The sequence below is a fragment of the Streptomyces sp. 796.1 genome, from assembly GCF_047525675.1.
Taxonomy (GTDB): Bacteria; Actinomycetota; Actinomycetes; order Streptomycetales; family Streptomycetaceae; genus Streptomyces.
In genome coordinates, this window is sequence record NZ_JBLIWA010000042.1 from 1 (window position 1) to 24,897 (window position 24,897).

Annotated in this window: 17 protein-coding genes; 7 read left to right on the plus strand and 10 right to left on the minus strand. The window is 72.2% G+C overall.

Going from position 1 to position 24,897, the window contains the following annotated elements; all coding sequences use genetic code 11:
• The first annotated feature begins 891 nt into the window (after positions 1–891).
• The 3 genes from ACMA1D_RS25405 (at position 892) to ACMA1D_RS25415 (ending at position 4,684) form a co-directional block, all read left to right on the plus strand.
• Entirely contained in the window at positions 892–1,719 is an 828-nt protein-coding gene (locus ACMA1D_RS25405) for a hypothetical protein (RefSeq protein ID WP_414726327.1), read from the plus strand.
• Between the two features lie 113 nt (positions 1,720–1,832).
• Positions 1,833–3,920: a fumarate reductase/succinate dehydrogenase flavoprotein subunit gene (locus ACMA1D_RS25410; protein ID WP_414726328.1), complete on the plus strand. Its 2,088-nt coding sequence runs from the start codon at positions 1,833–1,835 to the stop codon at positions 3,918–3,920.
• Positions 3,917–4,684: a succinate dehydrogenase/fumarate reductase iron-sulfur subunit gene (locus ACMA1D_RS25415; protein WP_414726329.1), complete on the plus strand. Its 768-nt coding sequence runs from the start codon at positions 3,917–3,919 to the stop codon at positions 4,682–4,684. Before ACMA1D_RS25410 ends, ACMA1D_RS25415 begins: the two co-directional genes overlap by 4 nt.
• A gap of 104 nt (positions 4,685–4,788) precedes the next feature.
• Here ACMA1D_RS25415 and ACMA1D_RS25420 read toward each other — a convergent pair whose 3' ends face one another.
• The 8 genes from ACMA1D_RS25420 to ACMA1D_RS25455 form a co-directional block, all read right to left on the minus strand.
• Positions 4,789–8,019: a SpoIIE family protein phosphatase gene (locus ACMA1D_RS25420; RefSeq protein ID WP_414726365.1), complete on the minus strand. Its 3,231-nt coding sequence runs from the start codon at positions 8,017–8,019 to the stop codon at positions 4,789–4,791.
• 723 nt (positions 8,020–8,742) lie between these two features.
• Positions 8,743–9,195: an ATP-binding protein gene (locus ACMA1D_RS25425; protein WP_414726330.1), complete on the minus strand. Its 453-nt coding sequence runs from the start codon at positions 9,193–9,195 to the stop codon at positions 8,743–8,745.
• Positions 9,196–9,666: 471 nt separating this feature from the next.
• A complete protein-coding gene (locus ACMA1D_RS25430) occupies positions 9,667–10,053 on the minus strand; it encodes a (deoxy)nucleoside triphosphate pyrophosphohydrolase (protein WP_414726366.1) in 387 nt (128 codons plus the stop codon).
• Between the two features lie 537 nt (positions 10,054–10,590).
• Entirely contained in the window at positions 10,591–10,782 is a 192-nt protein-coding gene (locus ACMA1D_RS25435; protein ID WP_349995709.1) for an SPOR domain-containing protein, read from the minus strand.
• Positions 10,783–11,089: 307 nt separating this feature from the next.
• Entirely contained in the window at positions 11,090–11,842 is a 753-nt protein-coding gene (locus ACMA1D_RS25440) for a GntR family transcriptional regulator (protein ID WP_414726331.1), read from the minus strand.
• A gap of 400 nt (positions 11,843–12,242) precedes the next feature.
• On the minus strand, positions 12,243–13,325 hold the full coding sequence (locus ACMA1D_RS25445) for a polyprenyl synthetase family protein (RefSeq protein WP_414726332.1): 1,083 nt from the start codon (positions 13,323–13,325) through the stop codon (positions 12,243–12,245).
• A 141-nt stretch (positions 13,326–13,466) separates the two neighbouring features.
• On the minus strand, positions 13,467–14,456 hold the full coding sequence (locus tag ACMA1D_RS25450) for a 4-hydroxy-3-methylbut-2-enyl diphosphate reductase (protein ID WP_414726333.1): 990 nt from the start codon (positions 14,454–14,456) through the stop codon (positions 13,467–13,469).
• A 417-nt stretch (positions 14,457–14,873) separates the two neighbouring features.
• A complete protein-coding gene (locus ACMA1D_RS25455; protein WP_414726334.1) occupies positions 14,874–15,827 on the minus strand; it encodes a UbiA family prenyltransferase in 954 nt (317 codons plus the stop codon).
• Positions 15,828–16,200: 373 nt separating this feature from the next.
• Here ACMA1D_RS25455 and dxs point away from each other — a divergent pair, with 373 nt between their 5' ends.
• The 4 genes from dxs (at position 16,201) to ACMA1D_RS25475 (ending at position 21,645) form a co-directional block, all read left to right on the plus strand.
• Positions 16,201–18,123, plus strand: coding sequence for a 1-deoxy-D-xylulose-5-phosphate synthase (gene dxs / locus ACMA1D_RS25460; RefSeq protein WP_414726335.1), 1,923 nt, complete (start codon positions 16,201–16,203; stop codon positions 18,121–18,123).
• Entirely contained in the window at positions 18,120–19,277 is a 1,158-nt protein-coding gene (gene ispG, locus ACMA1D_RS25465) for a flavodoxin-dependent (E)-4-hydroxy-3-methylbut-2-enyl-diphosphate synthase (RefSeq protein ID WP_414726336.1), read from the plus strand. The genes dxs and ispG overlap by 4 nt, the downstream gene beginning before the upstream one ends.
• Before the next feature lie 649 nt (positions 19,278–19,926).
• Positions 19,927–21,057 (plus strand): hypothetical protein, encoded by a 1,131-nt coding sequence (locus tag ACMA1D_RS25470; protein WP_414726337.1) that lies wholly within the window; start codon positions 19,927–19,929, stop codon positions 21,055–21,057.
• 27 nt (positions 21,058–21,084) lie between these two features.
• Complete coding sequence (locus ACMA1D_RS25475; protein WP_414726338.1) at positions 21,085–21,645, plus strand: hypothetical protein; 561 nt, start codon at positions 21,085–21,087, stop codon at positions 21,643–21,645.
• A 369-nt stretch (positions 21,646–22,014) separates the two neighbouring features.
• On the opposite strand, the gene ACMA1D_RS25480 is transcribed toward ACMA1D_RS25475, so the two are convergent.
• Positions 22,015–23,379, minus strand: coding sequence for a class II 3-deoxy-7-phosphoheptulonate synthase (locus ACMA1D_RS25480; protein WP_414726339.1), 1,365 nt, complete (start codon positions 23,377–23,379; stop codon positions 22,015–22,017).
• Positions 23,380–23,816: 437 nt separating this feature from the next.
• Positions 23,817–24,896 (minus strand): 4'-phosphopantetheinyl transferase superfamily protein, encoded by a 1,080-nt coding sequence (locus tag ACMA1D_RS25485; RefSeq protein ID WP_414726340.1) that lies wholly within the window; start codon positions 24,894–24,896, stop codon positions 23,817–23,819.
• Between the last annotated feature and the right edge of the window lies 1 nt (position 24,897).

Genomic DNA, 24,897 nt, shown 5'->3' on the forward strand with positions numbered 1-24,897 from the left:
GCCCGGGACGGCCCGGGCCCGCGCCGGGCCCGGCGCCCGCACCGGGCCGAGCGCGCCCGACGGGCCGTGGGCCGGCGGAGGGCCATGGGCAGCCGGCGGGCCGCGGACACCTGGCGGGCCGCGGACATCCGGCGGCCCGCGGCCCCCTGGTGGGCCGGGGCCCCGCGGCTGCTCGGGCCCTCGCCGCGGGGCGGGCCGGCACCGCGAGGCAGGCCCTCGCCGCAGGGCGGGCCCTCGCCACAAGGCGGGCCGTCGCCGCAGGTCAGGGCGGTTCTGCGGGCCGGTCCCGGGCCGGCCGGGGCGCCGGGTTCGGGCCCTACCGTGGGGCAGGCCCGGCGTCCGACCACGACCCTGACCGCCCCGGCGTGCGGGCCGCCGCCCCTCGCTCGCCCGGCCCGTACGGACCGGCTCACCACCCGAACAGCTCGTACGGCCCGAACACCGCGTACGTCCCGGGCGGCCCGGACCGCCCGTACGGCAAGGTCCAGCCACCTCCCATGGCGCTCGCCCGCCCCACCAGCGCCCCGGCGCACCACCCCGTCACCACCCTCCGCACCACCGCACCACCCCGCCCGCCCGGCGCCCCACGGACCGGCCCCGCCGGCCCCGGCGCCGACCGGCCAGCACCCCCGGCGGCCAGCGCCCCGCCGGCACCCGCCGCACCCGCCGGAGCTGCGCACACGGCCGCCGGCGCCGCGCACGCGCACCGGGGCCGACCAGGCCCCTGCGCCACGCCACACCCACCGGGGCCGAGCGGGCCCCACCGCACCACGCACGCCGGGGCCGAGCAGGCCCCGCCCCGGCCGACCGTCCCCGTACGGCCGCCCGCCCGTTAGCCCGTACGCAAGCCCGTCCGTTCCGAGCCGCTACCACGCCACCGCGGAGTCTCCCTTGGCCACAGGCACCGACCCCCACACCCCGACGGGAGTGCACGGCGTGCACGGTCCGTCGCGCGCCGCCATCCCCGAGCGTCACCTGCGGACGGACCGCTGGTGGCTGCTGCCGGCCGCCACCGCCGCCGGTCTGTTCGCCTTCGTCGTCTACTCGACGTGGCGCGCGTTCGCGAACGCCGACTACTACGCGTCCCCGTACGTCTCACCGTTCTACTCGCCCTGCCTGGCCGACAACTGCGAGCCGATGCGTAACGGGCCCAACTGGGCGCTGTTCGGCGGCTGGTGGGGCCTGTCGCCGTCGATCATCATCCTGATCCTGCCGCTGGGCTTCCGGCTGACCTGCTACTACTACCGCAAGGCGTACTACCGCAGCTTCTGGGCCTCGCCCCCGGCGTGCGCGGTGGCCGAGCCGCGCGGCACGTACACGGGCGAGACCCGCTTCCCGCTGATCATGCAGAACGTGCACCGGTACTTCTTCTACGCGGCCGTCCTCGTCGCCGGCGTCCTCACCTACGACACGGTGCTGGCCTTCCGCGACGAGCACTACGCGTGGGGCCACATGGGGCTCGGCACGCTGATCTTCCTGGCCAACGCGGTGCTGCTGTGGCTCTACACCCTCTCCTGCCACTCCTGCCGGCACGTCATCGGCGGCCGGCTCAAGCACTTCTCCCGACACCCGGTGCGCTACCGGCTGTGGGGCCTGGTCGGGAAGCTCAACGCGCGGCACGCCAAGCTCGCCTGGTTCTCGCTGGTGAGCGTGGCCGTCGCGGACCTGTACGTGTACCTGCTGGCGAGCGGGGCCTTCGACGACCCGACCTTCTTCTGAGACCGCCCCGGCCGGGGCGCGACCGGCCCGCGGGGGCGGCGGCACGTACGGCCATCGGCACGTACCGCAACCGGCGCGGGCGACTCCAAGGCTGCGAGAGGGAAACGAGAGACATGACGCAAGTCGAGCGACAGGCGTGGGACGTCGTCGTGGTCGGCGCGGGCGGTGCGGGGCTGCGGGCCGCCATCGAGGCGCGCGAGCAGGGCATGCGCACGGCCGTCATCTGCAAGTCGCTGTTCGGCAAGGCCCACACGGTGATGGCCGAGGGCGGCATCGCGGCCAGCATGGGCAACGTCAACGAGGGCGACAACTGGCAGGTGCACTTCCGCGACACCATGCGCGGCGGGAAGTTCCTCAACCACTGGCGGATGGCCGAACTGCACGCCAAGGAGGCCCCGGACCGGGTGTGGGAACTGGAGGCGTGGGGCGCGCTGTTCGACCGCACGGCCGACGGCAAGATCTCGCAGCGCAACTTCGGCGGCCACGAGTACCCGCGACTGGCCCACGTCGGCGACCGCACCGGGCTCGAACTCATCCGCACCCTGCAACAGAAGATCGTCGCGCTCCAACAGGCCGACCAGCAGGAGTTCGGCGACCACGAGGCGCGGCTCAAGGTCTTCCAGGAGTGCACCGTCACCCGGGTGCTCAAGGAGGCGGGCCCCGCCGGGCCCGGTGACCCCGCTGGACCTGCCGGCCGCCGGGTGGCCGGGGTGTTCGGCTACGAGCGCGAGTCGGGCCGCTTCTTCGTCATCGAGGCGCCCTCGGTCGTGCTGGCCACCGGCGGCATCGGCAAGTCCTTCAAGGTGACGTCGAACTCCTGGGAGTACACCGGCGACGGCCACTCGCTGGCGCTGCTGGCCGGGGCCCCGCTGATCAACATGGAGTTCGTGCAGTTCCATCCGACGGGCATGGTCTGGCCGCCGTCGGTGAAGGGCATCCTGGTCACCGAGTCGGTACGGGGCGACGGCGGGGTGCTGCGCAACAGCGAGGGCAAGCGGTTCATGTTCGACTACGTGCCCGACGTCTTCAAGGACAAGTACGCCCGTACCGAGGAGGAGGGCGACCGCTGGTACGAGGACCCGGACCACAACCTCAGGCCGCCCGAACTGCTCCCGCGTGACGAGGTGGCCCGGGCCATCAACGCCGAGGTGAAGGCCGGGCGCGGCTCGCCGCACGGCGGGGTATTCCTCGACGTCTCGACCCGGATGCCGGCCGAGACCATCAAGCGCCGACTGCCCTCCATGCACCACCAGTTCAAGGAGCTGGCCGACGTCGACATCACCGCCGAGCCGATGGAGGTCGGCCCGACCTGCCACTACGTGATGGGCGGCGTGAAGGTCGACCCGGACACGGCGGCGGCCACCGGCGTGCCCGGCCTGTTCGCCGCCGGCGAGGTCGCCGGCGGCATGCACGGCTCCAACCGGCTGGGCGGCAACTCCCTCTCCGACCTGCTGGTCTTCGGCCGGCGGGCGGGCCTGTACGCGGCGCGGCACGCGGCGGCGGTGGGCGGCGACCGGCCGGCGGTCTCCGCGGCGGACACGGCGGCGGCCGAGGCGGAGGCGCTGCGCCCGTTCAGCGCGGCGGACGGCGGTGCGGCGGACGGCGGTGCGGCGGACGGCGGTGCGGGGGGCGGCGGTGCGGGGGGCGGCGGCACCGAGGACGGGGGCGCGGGCGCTGGCGGTGGCCCGGTGGAGAACCCGTACACCCTCCACCAGGAGCTCCAGCAGACCATGAACGACCTGGTCGGCATCATCCGCCGGCACGAGGAGATGGCCGAGGCGCTGAACCGGCTGGCCGGGCTGCGGGCGCGGGCCGCGCGGGCCGGCGTCGAGGGGCACCGGCAGTTCAACCCGGGCTGGCACCTCGCCATCGACCTGCGGAACATGCTGCTGGTCAGCGAGTGCATCGCACGGGCGGCGCTGGAGCGCACCGAGAGCCGCGGCGGGCACACCCGCGACGACCACCCGACGATGGACCGGGCCTGGCGCCCGGTGAACCTGGTCTGCCGGCTGGCGGCGGACGGGGCCGGTGTGGGAGACGGGGCGGCTGACGGAGCCGCGGCGGCCGGCGGGGCTGGGGCACCGGCCGGGCAGATCCGGTTGGAGCGCCGGGCGACGCCGCCGATCAGGCCGGACCTCCTGCACCTCTTCGAGAAGGAGGAACTGGTGAAGTACCTGACGGACGAGGAGCTGAGCCGGTGAGCTACCAGGCGCACTTCAAGGTGTGGCGGGGCGACGCGGACGGCGGGGGCCTGCGGGACTTCACCGTCGAGGTCAACGAGGGCGAGGTGGTCCTCGACATCATCCACCGGCTCCAGGCGACCCAGGCCCCCGACCTCGCGGTCCGCTGGAACTGCAAGGCCGGCAAGTGCGGCTCGTGCAGCGCCGAGATCAACGGCCGGCCGCGGCTGCTGTGCATGACGCGGATGTCGGTCTTCGAGCCGACCGAGACCATCACGGTGACCCCGATGCGGACCTTCCCGATCATCCGCGACCTGGTCACGGACGTCTCCTTCAACTACACCAAGGCCCGCGAGATCCCCGCGTTCGTCCCGCCGGCCGACCTGGAGCCGGGCGAGTACCGGATGGCGCAGCAGGACGTGGAGCGCTCGCAGGAGTTCCGCAAGTGCATCGAGTGCTTCCTGTGCCAGAACACCTGCCACGTGGTGCGCGACTTCGACGAGAACAAGGCGGCGTTCGCCGGGCCGCGCTTCCTGATGCGCATCGCCGAACTCGACATGCATCCGCTGGACGCGGCCGATGACACCGGCATCGACCGCAAGCGCACCGCCCAGGAGGAACACGGCCTCGGCTACTGCAACATCACCAAGTGCTGCACCGAGGTCTGCCCCGAGGGCATCCGCATCACCGACAACGCCCTGATCCCGCTGAAGGAGCGGGCCGTGGACCGCAAGTACGACCCGTTGGTGTGGCTGGGCAACAAGATCAGGCGCCGGGGCGAGTAGCCGCCCGGCCCACCGGGCCGCCCGCCCGGCCCTGACCACCGGGCCGCTCGCCCGCTGGCCATCGGCCGCCGGGCCGGCCGTCATCAGACGACCGGCCCGGCGCGTCAGAACAGGCTGAGCAGGGCCTCGCCCGCATCCACCGCGACCGCGTCGCCGCTGGGCAGGGCCAGTTCGAACCAGACGGTCTTGCCGCGCGGCGTGCGGCGGCTGCCCCACGCGGCGCTGAGCAGGCCGACCAGTTGCAGGCCGCGCCCGCCCTCGTCGGTGTCGCGGGCGCGGCGGCGCCGCGGCTGCACCAGGCCGCCGTCCCACACCTCGCACACCAGGCTGCGGTCGAGCAGCAGCCGCACCCGGATCTCGCCGCCCTGCTTGGCCGGCGGCACGCCCATCTCGCCGTACCGCAGCGCATTGGTCACCAACTCGCTGACCAGCAGCTCCGCCGTGTCCACCAGCGGCTCAAGGCCCCATTCGCGCAGTTGCTGGCAGGCCAGTTCGCGGGCCCGGCCCACCGAGCGCGGCTCGCGCGGCAGCCGCCAGTCGCCGACCGAACCGGCCGGCAGCCCCTGCACCCTGGCCATCAACAGCGCCGTGTCGTCCTCGCCGTGGTGGGTGTCGAGCGCATTGAGTACGTGATCGCAGTAGCCCTCAAGCGGGCTGATGTCGTCGGCGGTGACGGGCGGGTCGGTCAGCGCGCTGCGCAGCGCCTCGATGCCCACGTCGAGCGAGTGGTCGCGCGACTCGACGAGCCCGTCGGTGTAGAGCGCGAGCAGCGCCCCGTCCGGCAGCTCGAACTCCATCTCCTCGAACGGCTCGCCGCCCACCCCGAGCGGCATCCCGGGCGGCAGCTCCACCAACCGCGGCTGTTCGCCCTGCGGGACCAGCACCGGCGGCAGGTGGCCGGCGTTGGCGATGGTGCAGCGCCGGGTGACCGGGTCGTAGACCGCGTACACGCAGGTGGCCAGGTATATCTCGGACAGGTCGGAGTCGCCGGCGGCGCCCCGGGTGCTGGCGGTGCGGCCGACCCTGGCGGGGCCCTGTCGGCCGGCGCCCCGGCTGGCGGCCCGGGTGCTGCCGGGCGTGCCGAGGCCGTGGGCGATCTCGTCGAGCGCGGTCATCACCTCGGCCGGCTCCAGGTCGAGCATGGCCAACGTCCTTACCGCGGTGCGCAGTTCACCCATCGCGACGGCGGCGCGCAGCCCGCGGCCCATCACGTCGCCGACCACCAGGGCGGTGCGGTGGCCGGGCAGTTCGATGACGTCGAACCAGTCGCCGCCGACCTCGGTGGCCTCGCTGCCCGGCAGGTAGCGGCAGGCGATGTCGAGCCCGGCGGCCTCCGGGTCACCCGGCGGCAGCAGGCTGCGCTGGAGGATCAGGGCGCGCTCGTGCTCGCGGCGGTAGAGCCGGGCGTTGTCGATGGAGACGGCGGCGCGGGCGGCCAGTTCGACGGCGAGCGCGGTGTCCCGCTCCCCGAACGGCTCGCTGCCCTTGGTACGGGAGAACTGCGCGAGACCCACCACGGTGTCCCTGGCGACCATCGGCACCGCCAGCGTCGACTGCACCAGCGCGCCGAACTCCGAGCCGCCGTCGGGGTCCGCGCTGCTGTCCCGGCCGGGGATGACCCGCACCTGGGCGGTGCTGAGCGCGGTGGCGCACGGCGAGTGCGGCGGGTACCGGTGCACCTCGCCGACCTGGACGGGGCGCCGGCCGGTGCCGCGCGCCCGGCCGCCGTAGGGCGCGTGGGCCCGCCCGCCGCCGGGGCCGTACGGGCCGAACGCGCCGCCGGTCTCGTCCTGCTTGTCGGCCTGGCCGGCCCGGCCTGCCGGTGTGCTCCCGGGGGCGCCGGCCTGGCCGGTGACCGTGCCGGTGACGCCGATCGGGCTGCCGGCGCCCGGGATGCCGAGGTCGACGGGGCCGGCCAGGTCGTCGGGGCCGGCGTCCGGGTCGGGGTAGCCGGAGAGCGAGACCGGGCCCGAGGAGACGGCGCTGGCGAAGGCCACCCGGCGCAACTGGGCGCTGCCCTTGCCCGGCTCGCGCTTGCGCCCGGAGCCCGCGCCGCGCGCCGTCCACAGCTCGGGCGGCGCCTCGTCGCCGGCGAGCAGCCCCTGGTAGAGGTCGACCGAGGCCAGGTCGCAGAACTGGGGCACGGCGACGGCCAGCAGTTCGCGGGCGGTGGTCTCCAGGTCGAGCGAGGTGCCGATGCGGGCGCCGGCCTCGTTGAGCAGCGCCAGGTTGCGCCGTACGCCGGCGGCCTCCTGCTCGGCCCTGCGCCGTCCGGTGATGTCGATGACCAGGCCGGCGACGCCGATGGGCCGCCCGGAGCCGCCGTGCAGCCGGTAGAAGGAGACCTGCCAGCGCTGCCGCTCGGTCTCCCCGTACCGCGAGCCGACGATCTGCATCCCGGTCACCGGCGTGCCGGTCTCGATCACCCGGCGCAGCGAGGCGCTGAACCGGTCGGCCTCGGCGCGCGGCAGGAAGTCGTACGGGGTGCGCCCGCGGTGCCAGGCGACGGGGCGGCCGAAGGCGCGGGCGAAGCACTCGTTGACCCGCATCAACCGCAGGTCCTTGTCGGCGAAGAAGAAGCCCAGCGGGGACTGGCCGAAGACGGCCTGCGAGGCGGCGAGGTCGGTCTCGATCTGGCGCAGCGCGCTGACGTCGACCGCGATGCACAGTGCGGAGCGCTCGCCGTGCTCGTTGCGGGTGGGCATGAGGTAGATCTCGGCGAGCCCGTACGGGCCGGCCGCCGCGTCGTGCTCAGCCGAACGCTGCCCGGGCAGCCCGTGCGGCACCAGGTCCGGACAGGGCGACAGCTCGGGACAGGGCTGCGGGGCGCCGGGCGGTGCGGCGTGGGCGGCCTGCGGACCTGCCGGCGGGACGGCGGCGGCGTACGGGCCGGCCGGGGCGGGGTGGTTCTGCGCGGTGGAGGTGGCGCCGGGGGCGGGGCTGGCCGTCGGGGTGGGGCTGGTCGGGGCCGTGGCCGTAGCCGCACCGGACGCGTCGGCGGAGCCGGCCGCATGGGCCGCGGTCGGTCGCAGATAGGGCACCAGGCCGGTCCACTCGCGCCCGTCGAGCAGTTCGGCGACCTTGCGGTGGCCGCTTTCGCGCAGCTCGTGCGGGACGAAGACCTCCACCGGGTCGCGGCCTATCGCCTCGTGGGCCGGGACGCCGAGGAGTTCGGCGGCGCGTTCGCTCCACTGCTCCACGCGGCCGTCGGGGCCGAGCGAGAAGGAGGCCACCCGGACGTAGTCGTAGATGGAGCCGGGCGGGCTGCCCTGCCACATCGGTGCCGAAACCGGTGCGATCTCCGTCCCGTCGGGCGTCCCCGCCCCCGCTGGCATGTCGCTCACGTGCCCGTCTCCTCCGGCTCAGGTGCTAGGACCGGCCCAGGAGGCCGAGTATCCAGCACCCCGGCCCATACCTGCACGGCCTTCACGATCACAGCACGGTCTCGACGCACTCTCGTGCGGCGGGGTGATCGCGAACGCTCACCGAGCCGTCGCACGGGCCCGTCCGAACCCGTCGGCCTCCGACGGCCCGCATCGGACCCCCGTCAGCCCCCGGTGGGCCGTGCCGTACCGGCCACCGCCCCGTCACCGCGGAACGCCCCGCCGGCTGCCCATCGCGGCAGGCCAGGCCGTTCCACAGACCGCTGCTGCCTGACTCCTCACCAGGCAGACCTGACTCTAACCAGACAGTTCGCGGACGTGACCAGCCTGACGGGCTCATCCGCGACACCATGCGCCCCACGCCCCACCCCAGCGCCCGCCCCGCCGGTCTTGACGCCACTCCGTCCCGGCCTCCCCCACAACTGGCCGGAGCGCTCCCACCGCCCGCTGACGCCACCGCGCCGCCCGCCGGCCCGGGAACGTTCACCCACCGCTGGGCGGCGTTCACGCCCGGGCGCCCGCCCTGCGGGCCGCGCCGCGCGCCGCGCAGTGTGACGGGTACCACTCTCGCACCGACGGGCGCCGGAAGCGCCGGGCCGGCAGCAACCGGATGCGGAACCCCGGGCCCACGGGGGCGGGGCCGGCGGTGGAGGCGGGCCGGGGCCCGGGCGCGCGCTAGCGGGCCGACTCGCCCGGGCCCGGCAGGGTCAGCTCGAACCAGACGGTCTTGCCCACCGTGCCGCGCCGGGTCCCCCACCGGCGGGAGGCGACGGCCACCAGTTGCAGCCCGCGCCCGCCCTCGTCCTCCAGCGCGGCGGCGCGTTCCCGCGGCGGGTCGTCCACCGGGTCGGACACTTCCACGAGCAGCGCCCGGCCGCCGGATTCGGGCAGCGGCCGGAAGTACATGCGGACGCCGATGGGGCCCTTCGCGTACCGCAGCGAATTGGTCACCAGCTCGCTGACCAGCAGCACCGTCACATCGCTGACCGCCTCGATGCCCCAGTCGACCAGCACTTCCCGCACCAGTTCCCTGGCCTGCCGCACGGAGTCGGGCGCAGCGGGAAAGCTCCACTCGGCGAAGCCGGGCGTGGACGCCACGGCCCCTGCGCTGTCGTTCACGCCCACCACTTCCCCAGAACGCCGACGAGCCCCACCGAAATGTCCACGTTAGGCGGGGTTAGTCAGCACATACCCGATATTCGGCTCGTCATATCGCCCCACCGGATCCCGTGCCACGGATGGCCCGGATGCTGCGGATGCGGCGGATGCCGCGGATGGGATATGCGGCCGGTGGCCGAGCGGGCGGTTCGGAGCTTCCGGGGGGGCTCGGGGCTTACGGGCCGCTCGGGCTTCCGGGCGACTCCGGGTTCGGGGGCGGCTCGGGCCGCGGAATGGCTCGGGATGGCCCGGAGCGGGGTTCGGGCGGGACGGGCTCGGGGCCGTCCGAAGCGGCTCGGGGCTCGGGTGGAGCAGCCCAGGGCCACCCGGGGTCGGCGAGGTCTCCCGCACGAAGAGGGTCGTACGAAGGAGTCGCACGGCGGGGGCCGTGCGGGCGGGGCCGCACGGGCGGGGCCGTACGGAGGCGGGTCGCGGGTTGCGTCAGGCCGTCAGTCTGCGCAGCGCTTCGGCCACCGCGGGGCGGTCCTGTTCCAGCCAGTCGACCGAGTCCACCTCGGCCGGCGCCAGCCAACGGATCTCGTCGTGCTCCGCGCGCGGTGCGGGCCGGCCCGCGCCCAGCCGCGCCAGCCACACCCACATTTCGTACCCCGGCTTGAGCGGCCAGGCGCCGGGCACCCGCTCCCCCAACTCGACCGCCACGCCCAACTCCTCGTGGAGCTCGCGCACCAGGGCCTGTTCCGGCTGCTCGCCCGGTTCGATCTTGCCGCCGGGCAACTCCCAGCGTCCGGCCAGCTCCGGCGGGGTGCTGCGCCGCGCGGCCAACAGCCGCCCCTGATCCCAGATGGCCCCGGCCACCACCACGCTCATCGTCACGCCGGCACCCTACCCACCCCCGCTCGCCCACCCCCCGCCCCTCAGCCACGCGCACCGCGGGAGAACACGTCGCGGGAACGCGCCACGGCCGCGACGGGCGGGCCCGGCACCGGGCAGCGCGAAGGGGCCAGCGGCGACGCGAGCGCGGCGCGCCGCCACCGGCGGGTGTGGCCCGGCCGCGCCTGGGGGCGTGCGGGGGAACCACGCGGGGAACCGCCTGGGGAACTGCTGGTGAACGGTGTTCCACCGCTGTCCTGCGCGCTCGGTGAGTCGCGCGGTACGAGGTGGAGCGGGGTCGTGCCGTACGCGCCCGCCCGGCCGGAAGGGGTGTTGCCGGGGCTCGCGCGCGAAGCGGTCAGGCGCTGCGGCCCGCCGCGGTGGTACGGGCGCCGCTCGTCCGGGGCGGCGTCTCAACGCCTCCGCGAAGCGCGGCACTTCCTACCTCGTGCACTGCGTCTGCGCCCTGTCTGCCGTGCGTCCCGGTGCGGCGCGCGGTGCGCCCGTCCGGCAGCGTCTCGGCAGTGCGTCCGCTCAGGCGGTACGCCGGGGCGCGGTGGAGCGTTCTACTACATAGAGTTGGCTGGCGCCTCGCGCATGCAGCCGATCGGCCACCTGCTCCGCCTCCGTCTTGGTCGCGTACCTCCCGACCCGGTAGCGATTGCCGTTGTCGTCCTGGCGGACGACCAGCCACGGCAGCGAGGGCCCGGGGCCACTCTCCGTCATCCCGCACCCCCTCTTCCGGCCGGCCGTCCCCCGGCACGCCTGCTCCGTCTGTTGTGGGAAACCACGATCCGCATATGCCCGAGCCTACGCCCGACCCTCACTCAGCGGATACGGATTCTCACCAAGAGGTACGCATCCGGCCACCGGCCGGACGGCCACCAGCGGAGATCGGCATGCCAAAACCGCCCGTGGCCTTCCGGCATACATCGCCATAACTGAGGCGATAGCGCGATCGGCACGAGCGGTCGTCCGCCGCGGGCGCGCCGTCCGGCGGGCGTCCGCGGCGATCCTCAGCCGCCGGACGCGGTCATCGGACGGGCAGGTGATAGGCGATCCGGTACCGGTCGGCTGAGATCACCACATCGGCGGTCTCCACCGGCCGGCCGCCCGCGTAATACGTACGGGAGATGACCAGAACCGCGTGGCCCGGGACGCCGCCGAGGGCGGCCGTCTCATCGGCGAGGCCGGGGCGGGCCCCCACCTCCTCCACGACGTTGTCGACCACCAGGTCGATGGCGGCCATCCGGTCCACCACGCCCCGCCCGGCCAGCGGCCCCTCCTCGGGCAGCAGCACCGGGGTGCGTCCGGTGATGGCCAGCGGCTCCCAGGAGGTGGAGAGCATGGTGGGCTCGCCAGTGGCACGGAAGACGTAGTGGGTGCGCATCACGCGCTCACCGGGCTCGATGAGCAGTCGCGCGGCGATCTCGGCCGTGGCCTCCTCCTGACCGCTGTTCGACTCCCAGGTGCCGGGCACCGTCTCGTCGGCCTGCTCCTGCCGGAAGGGGGTGCACTCGGCGACCGTGCGGTATCCCGTACGGATCAGGCGGCGCGGCACCGGACGCTCCCGCACGTACGTGCCCGAGCCCGAGCGACCCTCCACCAGGCCCTCGGCCATCAGCACCTTGCGGGCCTCAAGCGCGACCGTGTCGGAGACGCCGTACTCCTCGCGGATGCGGGCCTGCGAGGGGAGACGGGTGTGCGGCGGCAGGTCGCCGGCGACGATCTTCTGCCGGAGGTCGCCGGCCACGCGGAGATATGCGGGCTGCTCGCCAAAGGCCACGGCCCCTCCCAACAGGTCCCAAGGGGTGGACAGTCCGCATCAGCTTGGCAACCGTCCGCAACCGCCTGCAAGCTTTGGGCTGTGAATCACCCGATGTGATGCATTGCTGGTCAGGGATGGACGATGGGCAAGCATTTCCGCTAGCTGAGCAGACGTCCGGTTCGTCGGGCGGCGGGTCCACCCGGCCGGCTGGCCCGGCCCGCCCCCGCGCCCGGCGCACCGCCCCGCACGCCCCGGCGCGCGGCGGGCGCGCCCCGAACCGGGTGCGCGGCCCCGCCACGACGCATGCGGTTGACCCGGCCGCTGGCCGCTGGCCGCTGGCCCGCATCCGCGGCCGGTCGCGATGCCCGGAGTGCAGCCGCGCGCCCAGCCCGAAGCCCCGGGCCCCGGGCCCTGCGGGTCAGTGGTCCCGGTAGGCCGCCTGATGGGCCATCGTGGACAGCTCCGCGGCCCACTGGGGGCTAATGTCGGCGGCCCGTACCGCCTCGCAGGCCACCTTCACCCGCTCCTCGATGACGGACTCGACCCGGTCCCTGATGCCGGTGCGCACCAGCGTCGCGTACAGCTCGTCCGGGTCGGTACCGGCGAGGTCGCCGGCGACCAGGTCGCTGACGGCCGGCTCGTCACGCAGCGCGAAGGACATCAACAGCGTCATCTTGTGCTGCTTGAGGTCGAGCTGGCCGGGCTTGCCGGTGGTGCCCGGGTCGCCGAAGGCGTCCAGCAGGTCGTCCCGGAACTGGAACGCCTCACCGACCGCGAGCCCGTACTCCTCGAACGCCGCCAGCGTGTCCGCGGCGGCGCCGGCGAGCAGCGCGCCGAGAGCCAGCGGGCGGGAGATGGTGTAGCGGCCGGACTTGAAGACCGCGATGTGGCGGGCGAGTTCGGGGTCGGGGTGGAAGCGGGCCGCGGCCCTGATGTCCAGGTACTGGCCGGCCATCAGCTCCGTGCACAGCTCCCCCCACACCTCCATGACCTGCGGCGGGGCGCCGGCGGCGAGCCGGTTGGCGTAGGTGAGGGCGAGGTCGCCGGCGAGCACGGCGACGCCCTCGCCGTACCGGCGCGGCTCGCCGCGCCAGCCCTCGCGGCGGTGCAGTTCGGCATGGGTCACGTGCGCGGTCGGCTTGTTGCGGCGCAGTTCGGAGGCGTCCATCACGTCGTCGTGCAGCAGCGCGAAGGTGTGCAGCGCCTCCAGTGCCGCGGCCACGTCCACCACGGCGGGGGCCAGGGGGGCGCCGCCGGCCGCGAGGTAGCCCGCGGCGCAGAAGGCGGGCCGCAGCCGCTTGCCGCCGCTGAAGACGATCTGTGCGACGGCGTCGACCAGCGCCAGCGCGTCCGGGTTGTGCTCCTGCCACTCGTGCCGTTCGGCCGCGAGTAACCGCTCCAGTCTGCCCTGCACCCTGCCGAGCAGTCGTTCCAGTTCGGCACGGGCCGATGTGGGGTCTTCGGCCGTGGCCGCTGAGGTCCTCGACACGGTTCCGGGCACGGCGTCTCCCTGCTGACGGGGCGAACGGGGCTGAGCGTCAGTCGTCTGCGTCGGTCGGGCCGTCGTGACCGGGACCGCCGGCCCGTGCTGGGCGGCGGTCCCGGTCGACCGCGCGGGGTCGGGCGTGGTCGCGGGCTGCTGCTAGCGCTGCGCTCCCGCGTGCGCGAACAGGCTGCCGGGGATGGAGAAGACCACGTCTTCGGTGGTGGTGGTCACGCTGTCGACGTCCTGGTATCCCAACGCCGCGAGCCGCTGTACGAGTTCCTGCACCAGCACCTCGGGGGCGCTCGCCCCGGCGGTCACGCCCACCGCTTCCACCCCGTCAAGCCACTGCTCGTCCAGCTTGGAGACGTCGTTGACCAGGTAGGACTGGGTGCCCTGGCGGATGGCGACCTCCACCATGCGCACCGAGTTGCTGGAGTTGTCGGAGCCGACGACCAGCACCAGATCGGTCTGGGCGGCGATGTCCTTGACCGCGTTCTGCCGGTTCTGGCTGGCGTAGCAGATGTCGTCGCTGCCCGGGCCCTTGATGTCGGGGAAGCGGCGGGTGAGTTCCTCGATGATGTCCTTCGTCTCGTCCAGCGACAGCGTGGTCTGCGTGAGGTACGACAGGACGGTGCCGGGGGCGAACTCCAGCGCCCTGGCCTCCTCGACCGACTCCACCACGACGGTCTCCGCGGGCGCCTCGCCGACCGTGCCCTCCACCTCTTCGTGGTTGGCGTGCCCGATGAGGAGGATCTTCCGGCCGGCGTCGGCGGAGCGGCGGGCCTCCTGGTGCACCTTGGCGACCAGCGGGCAGGTCGCGTCGATCACCTTGAGCTCGCGCTGCTCCGCATTTCCGCGCACCGCCGGCGACACGCCATGTGCGGAAAAGACGCAGATGGCCCCCTCGGGCACCTCGTCCTCGGAATCGACAAAACGCGCGCCCTGCTTCTCAAGTTCGTTCACCACATGCTGGTTGTGCACGATCTGCTTACGCACGTAAACCGGTGCGCCGTACAGCTCAAGGGCCTTCTCGACCATGCCGATCGCCCGCTCGACGCCGGCGCAGAATCCGCGCGGCTCCGCCATGATGATGCGCTTACGCCGCTGCTGCGGGGACGCGAGCGTGCTGTCACTTACCGAAGGCATCGACTGCTCCCTACAGACTGCGAAGACATCGGTCGGCTGGAAATGCCGAACGGCGCCAATTCTTGGCCGCGGGACCGGGAGAGCGATATAGCAGACTCCTGTCACAAATAATTGCCGGGCGGACTGCCTGGGCCTTATGACCGTCTGCGACGAATGGCTCACCGGTGCGCATGGCACGCGGCCGGCGCGCGGGGCTCTTTCCCGCGCCGGGTCACATCGGGGCGTACGGGGCGATCGGCATGGCGCGGCTGGCTGGCTGGTTACGGGGAAGGGCCCGGTTGCGCGGTGCGGCCCGATCCGCGGTGGGCCGGCTGTGCGCCGGGGTGGGGGCGGGGCCGCGGGCCCGGCCTGTCGGCTGCCCGCTCCCGCCCCCGGTCAGGCGGCTGCCCGCCCCGGCCCCGGCGACCAGCCGCGTACTCAGCCCCCGTGCACGTACAGCAGGTTCCCCACGCACAGCAGGACCGCGCCCAGCCTGTGGATGGTGATCCCCAACTTGCGGGCGGCCAGCGGGTTGCCGCGGACGATGCCGGCGCGCAGTTGGGCGCCACGGAGCGCGAAGACCGGCGCGAGCAGCAGCAGGAACCACCCGGGCGCCGCCCCGCAGGCGACCGCCACCACCGTGCTGACCAGGCCGATCAGGCTGACCGCGAGCAGGTAGCCGCGGTAGCCCGCCGGGCTGGTCAGGGTGGCGACGTTGACCCGGCCGACGCTGCGGTCGCCGGCCAGGTCGTTCATGTTGGAGTACGAGGCGACCAGCAGCGCCCAGGCGCCGAACAGCACGCTCTCCAGCGCGATCAGCCCGCTGACCTCACCGGTGAGCAGCGCGTACGGCATCAGCACGACCATCCCGGTGGTGCCGATCATCAGCACTTCCTGGCCGCCCCGGTAGCTGAGCTTGAGGCCGTACGAGTACTGCACGGCGCCGGCGGCCACCAGCAGGAGCAGCAGCAGGAGCCAGCCCGGCCGGTGCGGCGCGAGCGCCGCGGCCGTCGCCCAGCAGCCGGCCCCGACCAGCACCGCACCCCAGCCGAACACCTGCGCCTGGCGCACCGACAGCGCCCCGGACAGCAACGGCTTGCGGGCCAGGTCACGCAACTGGCCGGTCTCAGGCGTGTAGTTGCGCGCGTCGCTGCCGTCCTTGAGCCCGGTCAGGTCGTCGAAGGTGACGGTCGCCGCGAAGATCGCGATCTGTCCGATCAGGAAGAGCAGCAGGGTCGCCCCGGTGGACACCTCCCACCACAGCGATCCCGGCAGTGCGCACCAGACGATGAGCACGCAGAGGTCATAGTCGAAAAATGCGAACTTACCCAGTTTGACGTAGGCGTTAAATCGCGTGTCACGGCGCACTGGATTTGTGGTGTCTACCGCCATCGAGTGTTCCCCCGTTCCGAAGATGCGGGGGACTCTCCCACGGCCGGCCCGGCTGCGCACGCGCCTTCTGGGTTCCGTCGCGGCCACGGCCACCCGCCCGGATTCCCAGGGATTGTCGCGCCAGGAAGGCCGGGAAGCACGGGAACCTGCTACTGCTAGCAATTCAGTGCACCCGTAAGACCCGCCACCGGCAATCAATTGCCATACGCGCACGTACCGCCACGGCCGTAGCGTGGTCGCCGCACCAGGGGCCCAACCGTACCCCCTCCTCCGCACACGACGAACTCCCCGACCGTGGTTGGTCGTTCCACGGAACGTGCCACGGAATTCCGCACGGGCAGCGCCGCCCGTGCGCCAGTAATGGAGGTGCATTTTGAGTTCTCGCTCGCAGTCCGGGGCGTCCGGCACGCCGCTCCTCGACCGGATCAGCGGCCCCGCGGACGTCCGCCGCCTCGCGCCGCCCGAGCTGACCGCCCTGGCCGGCGAGATCCGGGAGTTCCTGGTGGAGGCCGTGTCGAAGACCGGCGGGCACCTCGGGCCCAACCTGGGCGTGGTGGAGTTGACCATCGCGCTGCACCGGGTCTTCGACTCGCCGCGCGACCGCCTCCTGTGGGACACCGGCCACCAGTCGTACGTGCACAAGCTGCTCACCGGCCGCAAGGACTTCGCCGGGCTGCGCAGCCGCGGCGGGCTCTCCGGCTACCCCTCGCAGGAGGAGTCGGACCACGACGTCATCGAGAACTCGCACGCCTCGACGGCCCTCTCCTACGCGGACGGCTTCGCCAAGGCGCACCGGCTGCGCGGCCTCACCGACCGGCACGTGGTCGCCGTCATCGGCGACGGCGCGCTGACCGGCGGCATGGCCTGGGAGGCGCTGAACAACATCGCCGCGTCCAAGGACCTGCCGCTGGTGATCGTCGTCAACGACAACGGCCGCTCCTACGCGCCCACCCGCGGCGGCCTCGCCGAGCACCTGACGACGCTGCGCACCACCCAGGGGTACGAGCGCTTCCTCGACTGGGGCAAGGACCGGCTGCGCGGCACGCCCGTCATCGGCGGCCCGCTCCTGGACACCCTGCACGGCGCCAAGAAGGGGCTCAAGGACTTCGTCGCCCCGCAGGGCCTCTTCGAGGACCTGGGGCTGAAGTACGTCGGCCCGGTCGACGGCCATGACGTCGCGCAGGTCGAGTCGGCGCTGCGGCGGGCCCGTGCCTTCGGCGGCCCGGTGATCGTGCACTGCATCACGCAGAAGGGCAAGGGCCACGCCCCGGCCGAACAGCACGAGTTGGACCAGTTCCACGCCATCGGCGCGGTCTCCGCCAAGAAGAAGCCGTCGGGTCCCTCGTGGACGTCGGTGTTCTCGGAGGAGATGGTGCGGTTGGGGGCTGAGCGTGAGGACGTGGTGGGGATTACGGCGGCGATGTTGCAGCCGGTGGGGTTGCAGGCGTTTGCGCAGGCGTATCCGGAGCGGGTTTTTGATGTGGGGATTGCGGAGCAGCATGCGGTGACGTCGGCTGCGGGGTTGGCGCTGGGTGGGGTGCATCCGGTGGTGGCGGTGTATGCGACGTTTTTGAATCGGGCGTTTGATCAGGTGTTGATGGATGTGGCGTTGCATGGGTGTGGGGTGACGTTCGCGTTGGATCGTGCGGGTGCGACGGGGAATGACGGTCCTTCGCACAATGGGATGTGGGATATGTCGATTTTGCAGGTGGTGCCGGGGTTGCGGGTGGCGGCGCCGCGGGATGGTGCGCGGTTGCGGGCGTTGTTGCGGGAGGCGGTGGAGGTGGAGGACGCGCCGACGGTGGTGCGGTATCCGAAGGGTGTGGTGGCGGGGGATGTGGAGGCGGTGGCGTCGGTGGGTGGGGTGGATGTGTTGGTGCGGCCGGTGGTGGGTGGATCGCAGGTGTTGTTGGTGTCGGTGGGTGCGATGGCGCAGGTGTCGTTGGATGCGGCGCGGTTGTTGGGTGAGCGGGGGGTGGGGGTGACGGTGGTGGACCCGCGGTGGGTGAAGCCGGTCAATTCCACGTTGGTGGGGTGGGCTGCGGAGCACGAGTTGGTGGTCACGGTCGAGGACAACGGCCGGGTGGGCGGCGTGGGCTCCGCCCTGACCGGCGCCCTGCGCGACGCCCGTATCACCACCCCCGTCCACGAATTCGCGCTGACCCAGAAGTTCTTCGAGCACGGCAGCAGAAACGAACTCCTGGACGAGTCCGGCCTCACCGCCGACAACATCGCCCAGACCGTCCAAGAATTGCTGGCCGCGGCCGGCACCCATCGTCTTCAGGATGTCTCATGACCGCTGTATCTCTTGGCCTGCCGACCGTTCCGACCAAGCTTGCCGACCGTAGGGTCAGTCGTCAGATTCAGGTGGGCTCGGTGCCCGTCGGTGGTGACGCTCCGGTGTCGGTGCAGTCGATGACGACGACGTTGACTGCTGATGTGAATGCGACGTTGCAGCAGATTGCGCAGCTCACGGCGTCGGGTTGTCAGATCGTGCGGGTGGCGTGTCCTTCGCAGGATGATGCGGAGGCGTTGCCTGCGATTGCGAAGAAGTCGCAGATTCCGGTGATTGCGGATATTCACTTCCAGCCGAAGTACGTGTTTGCGGCGATTGATGCCGGGTGTGCTGCGGTGCGGGTGAATCCGGGGAACATCCGGCAGTTCGACGACAAGGTGAAGGAGATCGCCAAGGCGGCCTCGGATGCGGGGGTGCCGATTCGTATCGGGGTCAACGCGGGGTCGTTGGACAAACGGTTGTTGGCGAAGTACGGGAAGGCGACGCCTGAGGCGTTGGTGGAGTCGGCGTTGTGGGAGTGCTCGCTTTTTGAGGAGCACGGGTTCCGGGACATCAAGATCTCGGTGAAGCACAACGATCCGGTGGTGATGGTGAATGCGTACCGGCAGTTGGCTGCGCAGTGTGACTATCCGTTGCACTTGGGTGTGACGGAGGCGGGTCCTGCTTTTCAGGGGACGATCAAGTCTGCGGTGGCGTTCGGTGCGTTGTTGGCGGAGGGGATCGGCGACACGATTCGGGTGTCGTTGTCGGCGCCGCCGGTGGAGGAGGTGAAGGTGGGCATCCAGATTCTGGAGTCGTTGAACCTTCGTCCGCGGCGGTTGGAGATCGTGTCGTGTCCGTCGTGTGGGCGGGCGCAGGTGGATGTGTACAAGTTGGCGGATGAGGTGACGGCAGGCCTTGAGGGGATGGAGGTTCCGTTGCGGGTGGCGGTGATGGGGTGTGTGGTCAATGGTCCGGGTGAGGCGCGTGAGGCGGATCTGGGTGTGGCCTCGGGCAACGGGAAGGGGCAGATCTTCGTGAAGGGCGAGGTCATCAAGACCGTGCCGGAATCGAAGATCGTGGAGACCCTGATCGAGGAAGCCATGAAGATCGCCGAAGAGATGGAGAAGGCGGGCGTGGAGTCCGGCGAGCCGCAGATCAGCGTGGCGGGGTAACGCTCGCGACGGGGCCTGAGAGCCCGCAACTCCCTTCATACACCTAGCAGTTGCCGAGTTGGCTGACGCCCGAGAGCGTCGGCGAAACGAGCGAGGGCGGCCACGTTTCCCGTGGCCGCCCTCGTGGCGTTGTGGGCGTGGTCTCGTACGGCACGGGGCCCTCCCGTACGGCGTGGGCGGGGCCCGGCGCCGAGGCCCGGCGGGGTCGCGCGGGGCCCGATGAGGCCCGGGGCGGGTGCCCGCGGCATATCGCGCCACTTTCCGGTGGGGGCGCGGGCCAGATGTCTGCGCCCCGGCGGCGATGCGTACGCGCCCGGCGCCGCCCTTCACACTGCTCAGCGCGGCACACCGGTGCGGGCGCCGCCGCGCGGTGAAACCCGTGTTTCCCCTGTGCCCGTTGAGGGGCCGGTTTGAGCACCGCATTCAAGTCGTCCCGCTGACTCCTGCTGACTCGACGGCTAGCTCCCGGGAATCGGCGTCGGTAGGCTCCGCGCCAGCAATCCGCGCATCCTCACGGAACACCGAAGAGATCCCCACAGAGGCACCGCAGGATCATCGAAGAAAAGCCGCACAAGACCAGCAGAACACCCTCACGTGTCCGGTCGGTTTGCCTATCTCGGAATTCACCCGAGTGAGCGGAGCATGCGGAATGGTGGAAAACCTCAGGGAGCGCACCCCCACCAGCAAGGAAAACATGCCGATCATTTCGGCTTCCCCCAAGCAGCCCGACGCGAACGAGATCCAGGGCGACATGGTCCAGCTCGGACTGAGCTGTGAGCTGGCCTCGCTCGACAGGATTCAGCAGTACGTCGGCGACGTCACGGGCCGACTGCCGCGGAATCCGCACGGCCTGGAGAGCTTCCTCATCGGAAAGCGCCAGACGGGCCTGCGGTCCGCACTCCCCCGCCCCGCCCTCGAATTCGTCCTGCACGCGGCCAAGTCGAGCCAGCACACCCTGCGGTCGGGGCGCGGTTTCGCCGACCATGCGGGCGCGGCCCCGTTCCTGCGCCACCTACTCGCCGACAATCCGGGCGGCGCCCACTTCGTCACCGCCATGACCGGCCGCCAGCCGCAAGAGGCTAACTTCTACGAACAGTTGCCGGCGTCCCACCCGAACACCGTGCAATTGCTCGCCATTCTCGCCCAGCACGACGTGGTGCCGTCCAGCACCGGTACGTGGGTTCCGGACGAGAGCGAGCAGTACATCGGTACCCTGATGGACAATCTGGCGGACATCCTGAACCACGACCGCTTCGACTGTCTGCGGAACAAGTCGGAGAAGGACCACAAGAAGGACGCCCACCGCGGTGACCAGTCGGGTTCGCTGTGGGGCACGCTCAAGTACCAGCAGTTGGACCAGTTCCGCTGGGATTCGCCGACGGCCCAGATCATCAAGGACAGTTACGTCGGCCTCGCCGACAACGCGAGTTCTTTCCTCGACATCGGCATCGAGCCGCAGAACCTGGTGGCCATCCTCGCGAACAAGATTGCCGGCCTCCAGGACAGCCAGCTCGACGACTACCACCCCGGGCCACAGGAACTCGTCATCTTCCTGGTGAAGAACCCCGCCATCGAAGACGGCTACCCCGCCGTGGACGGCTCCGGTGCGCTGTCCATCACCTGGGACCTGGTCGTCAAGCAGTACAAGAAAAAGAAGAAGACGTACAAGGACGGCACGATGGACGTCTGGCTCAGGTCGGCCATCTACGAGTCGTACTACGAATTCAACAACGTCATGCTGCAAGACCAGATGGACGACGACGCCAACCTGTGCCCGTGAGAACCCGGTACGAGAGGAACGATGGCCATGAGCAGCGATGACGTAAGCGTTCTCGGCGAGCGGGTCCCCACCGGCGGGGTGAAGATCTTCCAGGACCGCCCGGGCGCGTCCAAAGAGGTGTTCGACCAGTCCGTCGTCTTCCAACAGGATTCCAGCACCGTCCGGGCCCTGACCCTCTACACCCCCGACCTTCAGAACGTCGGCTGCATCGACAACACGGGCTCCGCCGCGACCACCAGCTACGCCAAGAGCGTGAGCACCGGATTCACCACCTCGCTCACCACGACCTTCTCCCTGGAGACCTCGGCCGAAGTCTCCATCGAGGTCGTCAAGGCGTCCTTAACGGTCGGGTTCTCGCTCTCCTTCACGGAACAGTATTCGACGGTCACGACCCAGACCATGACGTTCTCCGTACCGCCCGGCGAAAAGGCGTTCACGTACCAGGGATTCATCCGCACGGTCGTCATCGAACACAACACCAGCAACCGCAGCTATTCCTTCGTGGCCGGCAGCGAGGGCAAGTTCCTGACCGAAGTCCTGGTCACCTCGCCGGTGCCGGTGATTGGCGCGACGACGATATCCGGCTGAGGGCGGTTTCCGTCGAAGGCCGGTTGAAGGTCCAACCTGCCGCCCCTCTTCGCCATCGGCCTCCTGGGCTACCAGGCACAGGACATGACCGACTGAGCCGGGGCGAGGGCGCGTCGCCCCCTCTCGGCCGCTGGCCCCGCCCCGTACCGCGGGTAGCCCACCCCGACCCGCGCACCCCGCCGGTTCGGCCCCGTACCCCGCCCCGTACCCCTCCGTTCTGCGGTCGCTCGTTCGGGCGGGTGAGGGTGGTGGGGCGCGGTGCGGGCTGCTGGCCCGGTCCTGTGACGGGGGCCGGGCCAGCCTGCCGGGGCCAGGCGTGAGGGGCCCGGCTCGGGGCGCTGGCAAGGGGCGCGGGGCCGGGCTTGCGGGTTAGTGGCCCAGGTACGTTTCCGCCACCAGGAAGGCCAGGTCGAGGGACTGGCTGCGGTTCAGGCGCGGGTCGCAGTACGTCTCGTAGCGCTGGCCCAGGTCGTCCGCGTAGACCTCGCCGCCCACGCACTCGGTGACGTCGTCGCCGGTCAGTTCGACGTGGATGCCGCCGGGGTGGGTGCCGAGGCCACGGTGCACCTCGAAGAAGCCCTTCACCTCGTCCAGGACGTCTTCGAAGCGGCGGGTCTTGTGACCGCTGGGTGCCTCGAAGGTGTTGCCGTGCATCGGATCGCTGACCCAGCCGACCTGGGCGCCGGACGCGGTGACCTTCTCGACCAGGGTGGGCAGCCTGTCGCGCACCTGGCCGGCGCCCATCCGGACGATGAACGTCAGCCGGCCCGGCTCGCGGTGCGGGTCAAGCCGGTCGATCAGCGCGAGCACGTCGTCCGCGGTGGCCTTGGGGCCGATCTTCACACCGAGCGGGTTGCTGATCTGTGAGCAGAACTCCACGTGCGCGCCGTCGAGTTGGCGAGTGCGCTCGCCGATCCAGACCATGTGGCCCGACAGGTCGTACTGGTCGCCGGTCCGCTCGTCGGTGCGGGTCAGGGCCGCCTCGTAGTCCAGGATCAGCGCCTCGTGCGAGGCGTACACCTCGGCGGTGTGCATCTGCTCCGGGTCCGCGCCGCAGGCGTGCATGAAGTTCAGCGCGCGGTCGATCTCGCGGGCCACCGCCTCGTACCGCTGGCCGGAGCGCGAGGTCTTCACGAAGTCCTGGTTCCAGGCGTGCACCTGGCGCAGGTCGGCGTAGCCGCCGGTGGTGAAGGCGCGCACCAGGTTGAGGGTGGCGGCCGACGCCCGGTACATCCGCTTGAGCCGCTCCGGGTCGGGCCGGCGGGACTCCTCGGTGAAGGCGAACCCGTTGACCGAGTCACCCCGGTACGCGGGCAGGGTGACGCCGTCGCGGGTCTCGGTCGGCTTGGAGCGCGGCTTGCTGTACTGGCCGGCGATCCGGCCGACCTTCACCACCGGCACCGAACCCGCGTACGTGAGCACCGCACCCATCTGGAGCAGCGTCTTGAGCTTGTTGCGGATCTGGTCGGCGCCCACGCCGTCGAAGGACTCGGCGCAGTCGCCGCCCTGCAACAGGAAGGCTTCGCCGCGGGCCACGGCCGCCAACTTGGCACGGAGTTGGTCGCACTCGCCGGCGAAGACCAGCGGCGGGTAGGACTCCAGGTCGGTGACGGCGGCGCGCAGGGCCTGCTGGTCGGGCCAGTCGGGCTGCTGCGCCGCGGGCAGGGTGCGCCAGTCGGGCCGCGGGGCGGCGGCGGGCGGGGTCTGCGGGGTGTCGACCGTCTGTGTGTTCATGGGGTGTCGTGTGCGGCGGGCCGAGCTGGCCGCCGCTCTCCTCTCTGGACGCTGCGTGGCCCCGTCGCCGGCCACCTGGGGCGTGGCCGGTACGCATCCGCAGGTCGGGCGCGATGCCGTGGGCGGGAGGCGTACGACGCGTGGCGTACGACGGGGGACGCGGGGCGGTCGGTGTGGACGTGACTGGGTGGACTGAGCGGTGGGGAGGTGGGGACCGGGGTGGCGCACCCGGGGTGGGTGTGGCTCCCGGGTGGGTGGCTCGTCTGGAGTGGGTGGTCCCACCCTGGGTGGGTGGCTCGCCTGGCGCGGCGGCCTTGGGTGGGTGTGGGTGTGGCCTTGGGTGGGTGGGCCCGTTGGGTGGGTGGCCCGCTGGTGGGGCGGGGGCCGGGGTGTCGGTGGGTGGGTCGGCCGGTGGGGCGGGCCGTCCGGTGGGTGGGTCAGGCCGTGGTGGGTGGGGCGGTCGTGGCGTACGGGGGGTGCGACGGGGCGACGGCCGTCCCGTGCGGTGCGGTCTGCGCCTCCTCAGCGGACCCTGCCACGGCCGGTGTAACGACCAGTGACACGGCCGACACCAGATGGCCATCGAGGACGTGACATCGAACGCGCGCGCCGCGCAGCAGGGCCGGGGCTGGGTCGCCGGGGCACACCGTCAGCAACGTCGGACCGCCCGCGCAGGGACACCCGGCCGCGCCACAGCAATCACCTAGCTGGCGGCGTTCGGGCGCGCAGCGGCACGCGCCCGTACGGTGGCTCGCGCCCGAGCCGGGCGCCTCCGTGCGGCGGCACGCGCTCGTACGACAACCCGTACCGCAGCCCTCGCCCGCACCGCAGCTCGCGCCCGTACCGCGGCGCTCACCCGGGCGGCAGCACTCACCCGCACAGCGCCCCGCCTCCCCCCAGTGCAAGGTCACCGAGCGGAACGTCAGGCCCTCCTGGTCCGCCGCGGGCAGCGCCTTGTACAGCGCTTCCTTCGCGCTGAACAGGCGCAGCACCGCGAGCTCGGGGTGGGGCTCGGCCTCCACGCGGGCGAGTTCGGCGGGGGTGCAGGCGTAGCGGCGGGCCGCGTACAGGCCGGCGGCCGAGGTCAGCGGCTCCACGTCGAGCCCGACCGCGAACCGCGGGTCCGCGGTGACCACGCACACCGCCAACTCGTCGGTGTGCGTGAGGGAACCGCTGACCCCGTGCGGCCAGTGCGGGGCGCCGCGCTCGCCCGGCAGCGGCCAGTGCGCCGCCCCGGTGAGCGCGGCGGTGGCACGCGCCGCGGCGAGCCGGCCCGCCGTGTACGTGCCGCGCCGCCGGGCCGCCGCGAACCCGGGCAGCCCGGCCCGTACGGCCGCGGGCAGCGCCGCGAACGGCAGCTCGCCCACGGCCGCGCGCGCCACCCGCACCGCCGGCCCGGTGAAGAGCCTCGCGATCGTCGCGTCCGCGGTCCTCGCATCCGCAGTCGTCCCGTTCGCTGTCGTCCCGTCCGCACTCGCCGCGCCGGCGGTCGCCGCGTCCGCGGTCCTCGCGCGCACG

What these genes read in the sequence shown, in the direction of transcription:
- ACMA1D_RS25410 (WP_414726328.1), top strand. Translation starts at nt 1,833, where the DNA reads ATGACGCAAGTCGAGCGACAGGCGTGGGACGTCGTCGTGGTCGGCGCG.
- ACMA1D_RS25420 (WP_414726365.1), bottom strand. Translation starts at nt 8,019, where the DNA reads ATGCCAGCGGGGGCGGGGACGCCCGACGGGACGGAGATCGCACCGGTT.
- ACMA1D_RS25430 (WP_414726366.1), bottom strand. Translation starts at nt 10,053, where the DNA reads ATGAGCGTGGTGGTGGCCGGGGCCATCTGGGATCAGGGGCGGCTGTTG.
- ACMA1D_RS25435 (WP_349995709.1), bottom strand. Translation starts at nt 10,782, where the DNA reads ATGACGGAGAGTGGCCCCGGGCCCTCGCTGCCGTGGCTGGTCGTCCGC.
- ACMA1D_RS25450 (WP_414726333.1), bottom strand. Translation starts at nt 14,456, where the DNA reads ATGCCTTCGGTAAGTGACAGCACGCTCGCGTCCCCGCAGCAGCGGCGT.
- ACMA1D_RS25455 (WP_414726334.1), bottom strand. Translation starts at nt 15,827, where the DNA reads ATGGCGGTAGACACCACAAATCCAGTGCGCCGTGACACGCGATTTAAC.
- ispG (WP_414726336.1), top strand. Translation starts at nt 18,120, where the DNA reads ATGACCGCTGTATCTCTTGGCCTGCCGACCGTTCCGACCAAGCTTGCC.
- ACMA1D_RS25470 (WP_414726337.1), top strand. Translation starts at nt 19,927, where the DNA reads ATGGTGGAAAACCTCAGGGAGCGCACCCCCACCAGCAAGGAAAACATG.
- ACMA1D_RS25475 (WP_414726338.1), top strand. Translation starts at nt 21,085, where the DNA reads ATGAGCAGCGATGACGTAAGCGTTCTCGGCGAGCGGGTCCCCACCGGC.
- ACMA1D_RS25480 (WP_414726339.1), bottom strand. Translation starts at nt 23,379, where the DNA reads ATGAACACACAGACGGTCGACACCCCGCAGACCCCGCCCGCCGCCGCC.